We start from the raw sequence: 3,614 nt of genomic DNA, 5'->3' as shown, positions 1-3,614 counted from the left end.
GCCCAAAAGTAGGACCGTTCGAATTTCAAAAACTCGGTACACCATTAAGTCAAAACATGCTTAACTGAATGGTGTTAACTCGAAAGTGGCTCATATTTAGAATATTTTAAACCTAAGCTTTATTCTGGTACAAAGCTCAATGCTTTATCCATTACTGTTAAATCGGCCTGTTTACCATGGCCACTTTCAGAAAGGTGACGTCTAAAACCACGTGCGCCAGGTTGCCCCTGAAAAATACCGAGCATGTGACGTGCTATATGCCAAAAATTAGCACCTAAGCGCATTTCTTCTTCAATGTAGCTGTACATTGAGCGCACTACGTCGTGGCGTGATTGTGTGTTTGCAGCATCACCATAAATTTTTTCATCAACGTCATTAAGCATAAATGGATTACTGTAAGCTTCACGGCCAATCATTACACCATCGATATGTTGTAAATGTTCTAGGCTCTGCTCAATTGTTTTAACACCGCCATTTAGGCTTAAATCGAGTTGCGGATAGTCTTTTTTAAGTTGATAAACACGTGGATAATCAAGCGGTGGAACTTCACGGTTTTCTTTTGGGCTTAAGCCATTGAGCCATGCTTTACGAGCATGAATAATAAAGTCATCACATCCTACTTTATGAGACGCCTCAATAAGCGCACATAAAAACTCATACGAATCTTGCTCATCAATACCAATGCGCGTTTTAACGGTAACCGGAATGCTTACTTCGCTTTTCATTGCTGCAACACAGTCAGCAACTAACTGAGGTTCAGCCATTAAGCATGCGCCAAATCGGCCATTTTGAACTCGGTCTGACGGGCAACCTACATTTAAATTTATTTCGTCATAACCACGCTCACCTGCGAGCTTTGCACATTGCGCAAGCGCTTTAGGATCAGAGCCACCAAGTTGTAGCGCAACGGGGCCTTCGTGTTTATTAAAATGCAAGTAGTCACCACGACCAAATAAAATAGCGCCTGTAGTTATCATTTCGGTATAAAGCACAGTATGTTTGGTCATTTTGCGATGAAAAGTACGACAATGGCGATCAGTCCAATCAAGCATTGGGGCCACAGAAAAGCGTCTATCCAAAGTACATTTATTCAAAGCAAACCTCAGGGTATTAAAGTTATTAAGCACAGCTTAAAAGGCGCTGCATTTTACACAAAAGCCTAACGGGCATCAATGTTAAGAGAACACCTGCAAGCCAAAATAATGGGCTATGCCATTTAAAATATTAGTTACTGCAACAGAGCTTAAAATAAGCCCCATTATTCTACTTATTATACTTGCGCCACTGTCACCAATTAATTTATGTACATGCGTTGCAAGGAGTAATAAAACCAGCACAACTGCTAATACAGCGAGCATCATTGAAGACGTTAATAACTGCTCCACCCATGTATATTTCTCATTACGAGTCATTAACACAGCACCTAACATGGCACCCGGGCTCGCAATAGACGGAATAGCCAGAGGAAAAATGGCAGTCTCCATGCTGTCGCGTACACTGTTAATTTCGGCCTCTGGCTTGCTTTCACCAAATATCATTGAAAGCGCAAAAATAAGTAATATGATACCGCCAGCTATTTGAAAAGCAGAAAGTGGTATTTCAATTGCGTTAAGTAATTGCTCCCCTGCGAGAACAAAAAACAAGAGCACTAATGCAGATACACCTACCGCTTTAAATATAACTTTGCGCTTAAACTTTTCATCCTCACCACGCGTAACTGCAATAAATACAGGTACAGTGCCAATGGGATCAATAACTGCAAAAAAGAAAATAAATATAGCTAACAGTTCATGCATTACCGGGTTTCCTAGGTAAAAAGCGTTTAATAAAAACGCTGCAACTACAACACAGTATGTTAGTATATCACGGCAGCATAAGGATAAGAGTAATGATGAATATAGAATCACTCGTAAGTAAAGCAAAACAAGTTTGTGACAACCGTGGTGCGCGTTTTACGCCAATCCGCGAGAAAGTATTTCGCCTGCTAGCCAGTGCACAAGGTGGTGTTGGTGCATACGATTTGCTTGAGCAATTAAAAGTAACTGAAACAGGTGCTAAACCTGCAACTATTTATCGTGCATTAGACTTTTTAGCTGAACTTGGTTTTATTCATAAAATTGAAAGCACAAATGCATTTATGCTGTGCCATCACTTTGATCATATACACCCAGTACAATTATTAATTTGCGATACCTGTGGTTTTGTAAAAGAGTTACATTCGACCGTTATCTCTCATGAACTAAATAATCTAGCGGCCGAAGGCGGCTTTGTAGTATCAGGGCAAACAATAGAAGCACATGGTAAATGTGAGTCTTGCAGAGCATCATAATTCCGCGAAGTTATCCTTAGTGGCTATACTCACACTATATAGCCATTTCTTAGCACCAATTTAAGAGTACCCACTATGAATGTAGAGTTCATCAATCCGTTTTTATCGTCTTTAATTAATGTTTTAAGCACTATGGCTCAAACTCAATTAAAACCAGGTAAACCACGCATTAAAACTGATGAAATAGCCTGTGGTGATGTATCCGGTCTGATTGGTATGGTTGGCCCGCAAACTCGTGGATCGTTTTCTATTACGTTTGATGAAGAGTTAGCGTTAACCATTATGGAACGTATGCTTGGCGAACGTCCCGACACTATAGACGAAGAAGTAACTGACATGGTGGGTGAAATTACCAACATGGTCACTGGCGGCGCTAAAAACTTACTAGGCGAAAAAGGGTTTGATTTTGATATGGCTACACCTATTGTTGTATCAGGTAAAGGTCATACAATTACTCATAAAAGCCAAGGTAAAAAAATCATCATGCCATTTAGCTGTGATGCAGGTAATGCAAATATTGAAGTTAGTTTCGATAAATTATGAGTTGGCAGCAAAAACAAATTACATTAAAACCCCGCACTCGGGGTTTTCATTTAATTGACGACGAAATACGGTCTCAACTCCATGAAGTTACCAATTATAAGGTGGGTTTACTGCATCTTTTTATTCAGCATACTTCAGCGAGCCTTACCATAAACGAGAATGCAGATCCCACTGTTCGTATGGACATGGAAAGCCATTTCAATAAATTTGTTCCTGAATGTCAGCCTTATTATCGTCATGATTATGAAGGTGACGACGATATGCCCGCACACATTAAAACCAGCACATTAGGCTGCGAGTTAAGTATTCCTATCTCAAATGGCTATTTAGCGTTAGGTACATGGCAAGGTATTTACTTGGGTGAGCATCGTGACTCTGGTGGCTCAAGACGAATTATAGCAACCATTCAGGGCGAGCTGTTTTAGAAAACGTTTCTAATGCTTAAAAGTATTAACCCCTACTTCACTCCAGCTATTTATCCATAACTTCAAAGTACAAAACCTTTCTTGTAGGCGAAAAATCTTACGTCCGCGAAGCGATAGCTTCTAATAACCAAAACTTTAATGCTGAATATTACACATAGAATAAAGTAGATAAGAGGGATTTGAGATTATAATTTTGCTTATTATTTTTAATACAGAGAATTTTGAAAGGATATAAAAAGATTGGAGCGGTACACGAGGCTCGAACTCGTGACCTCGACCTTGGCAAGGTCGCGCTCTACCAACTGAGCTAGTACCGC

General features: G+C 39.9%; 5 protein-coding genes and 1 tRNA gene. 3 read left to right on the top strand and 3 right to left on the bottom strand.

Annotated elements, in window-relative coordinates:
* Positions 1-119 precede the first annotated feature (119 nt).
* Complete coding sequence (gene dusA, locus I6F53_RS19900; protein ID WP_231615058.1) at positions 120-1,052, bottom strand: tRNA dihydrouridine(20/20a) synthase DusA; 933 nt, start codon at positions 1,050-1,052, stop codon at positions 120-122.
* Between the two features lie 123 nt (positions 1,053-1,175).
* Positions 1,176-1,796, bottom strand: coding sequence for a MarC family protein (locus tag I6F53_RS19895; protein ID WP_197240908.1), 621 nt, complete (start codon positions 1,794-1,796; stop codon positions 1,176-1,178).
* Between the two features lie 95 nt (positions 1,797-1,891).
* Here I6F53_RS19895 and I6F53_RS19890 point away from each other — a divergent pair, with 95 nt between their 5' ends.
* From I6F53_RS19890 to I6F53_RS19880, 3 genes are all read left to right on the top strand, one after another.
* Entirely contained in the window at positions 1,892-2,329 is a 438-nt protein-coding gene (locus I6F53_RS19890) for a transcriptional repressor (RefSeq protein WP_024599240.1), read from the top strand.
* Between the two features lie 75 nt (positions 2,330-2,404).
* Positions 2,405-2,872, top strand: a complete 468-nt coding sequence (locus I6F53_RS19885) for a chemotaxis protein CheX (protein WP_166419386.1) — start codon at positions 2,405-2,407, stop codon at positions 2,870-2,872.
* A complete protein-coding gene (locus I6F53_RS19880; protein WP_197240907.1) occupies positions 2,869-3,297 on the top strand; it encodes a secondary thiamine-phosphate synthase enzyme YjbQ in 429 nt (142 codons plus the stop codon). Before I6F53_RS19885 ends, I6F53_RS19880 begins: the two co-directional genes overlap by 4 nt.
* A gap of 241 nt (positions 3,298-3,538) precedes the next feature.
* Here I6F53_RS19880 and I6F53_RS19875 read toward each other — a convergent pair.
* Positions 3,539-3,614 (bottom strand) — tRNA-Gly (locus tag I6F53_RS19875).

The sequence above is a fragment of the Pseudoalteromonas sp. SWN29 genome (genome assembly GCF_015864465.1).
In the GTDB taxonomy this organism is placed as follows: Bacteria; Pseudomonadota; Gammaproteobacteria; order Enterobacterales; family Alteromonadaceae; genus Pseudoalteromonas.
The sequence above is the reverse complement of the archived record's forward strand: the minus strand, read 5'-3'. Positions and strand labels throughout refer to the sequence as shown.